This is a genomic window from Rhodococcus sp. CX (assembly GCF_015865005.1).
Taxonomy (GTDB): Bacteria; Actinomycetota; Actinomycetes; order Mycobacteriales; family Mycobacteriaceae; genus Rhodococcus.
This window is the reverse complement of sequence record NZ_JADZGH010000240.1, coordinates 4,636-6,111: the sequence shown is the minus strand read 5'-3', so window position 1 is coordinate 6,111 and position 1,476 is coordinate 4,636. Positions and strand designations below refer to the sequence as shown.

At 69.9% G+C, this 1,476-nt stretch carries 1 protein-coding gene; it reads left to right on the top strand.

Translation table 11 applies throughout. The features are described 5' to 3' along the window. Nucleotides 1-281: 281 nt before the first annotated feature. Nucleotides 282-1,476 (top strand): AMP-binding protein (locus I0Q12_RS26525; RefSeq protein WP_197256283.1); only part of this gene is annotated, 1,195 nt, incomplete at its 3' end.

Here is a 1,476-nt window from a genome sequence, read left to right as displayed (position 1 = left end):
CGGCGGCCGGTAGGGGGAGCGGCAGCTCGATCGGCCGCCGCGCGGGCCGGAACCCGGACCGCGCGGCGGCCCGGATTCCGGGCACTCCAGGTCGCGATCGTGTAACGAATCGGCGCGCCGCGAGGGTATAGAGTTGACGCTTTCGTGCACGCATCAGCCGGATGTGGCGCCGAAGCGCCGGCTCGTACCATGGAGCGGGTTGTTGGGTCAATAGACGAGAGAGCCCCGCGTCGCGCTGCGACCGAGGTTCTCCTGTCCTGGGCATGAGGGGTTGTTAACGAATGACGGCTGACGAGACCGGTGCCAAGGCTGCAGGTGGGGCACGCCGCAGGACCGGCTCCAGCAGGCCCGCTCGTCGACGCCGCACACGTGCACTGACCCTCCCGCAGTTGCTCGCCGCGGCCGTGGAGATGGACCCGACGGCCACCGCGGTCGTTCTCGGCGACCGCCGTCTGACCTACGGCGAGCTCGACGAGCAGTCCTCCCGCCTCGCGCGGGTACTGATCGCGCGCGGCGCACGGCCCGAAACCTTCGTCGCGCTCGGATTGACCCGTTCGATCGAATCGGTCCTCGCCTGGTGGGCCGTCGCGAAGACCGGTGCCGCCTTCGTTCCGATGGACCCGACCTATCCCGCCGACCGCATCGAGCACATGGTCACCGACTCCGGCTCGCGCTTCGGCCTCACCGTCACCGAGCACCGCGACCGCCTGCCCGACTCGGTGGAGTGGCTCGCTCTCGACAGCGCGGAACTGGCCGCCGAGTGCGCGGCGGTGTCCGGGGCGCCGGTCACCTACGCGGACCGCGTCGGTTCGCTGTCCGTCGACAACACCGCGTACGTCATCTACACGTCCGGCTCCACCGGCCTCCCGAAGGGCGTCACGGTCACCCACGGGGGCCTGTCGAATCTGTCGGCCGAGCAGCGCGAGCGGTTCAAGATCGACTCTTCCTCCCGCACCATGCATTTCGCGTCGCCGAGCTTCGACGCGTCGATCCTCGAGCTGCTGCTCGCGGTCGGTGCCGGGGCGACCATGGTCATCGTGCCGCCGACGGTCTACGGCGGTGACGAACTCGCCGAACTGCTGCGGAAGGAAGGTGTCACCCACGCCTTCATCACCCCCGCCGCGCTGGCGTCGATGGATCCGGCCGGGCTGGATTCGCTGCGCGCGGTCATGGTCGGCGGTGAGGCCTACTCCACCGAGTTGATGGCGAAGTGGGCCGGCGACCGCGACTTCTTCAACGTGTACGGGCCGACCGAGACGACCGTCATCTCCACCAGTAGCGACCCGCTCGAGGCGGACGGCCCGATGCCGATCGGTGTCGCCCTGCGGGGTGTCTCGGCACACATCCTCGACGGCCGCCTCAACCCGACGCCGATGGGTGTCGCCGGTGAGCTGTACCTCTCCGGACCGGGTGTCGCGCGCGGCTACCACCGGCGTCACGGCCTGACCGCCGAACGCTTCGTCGCGAACCCGTTCA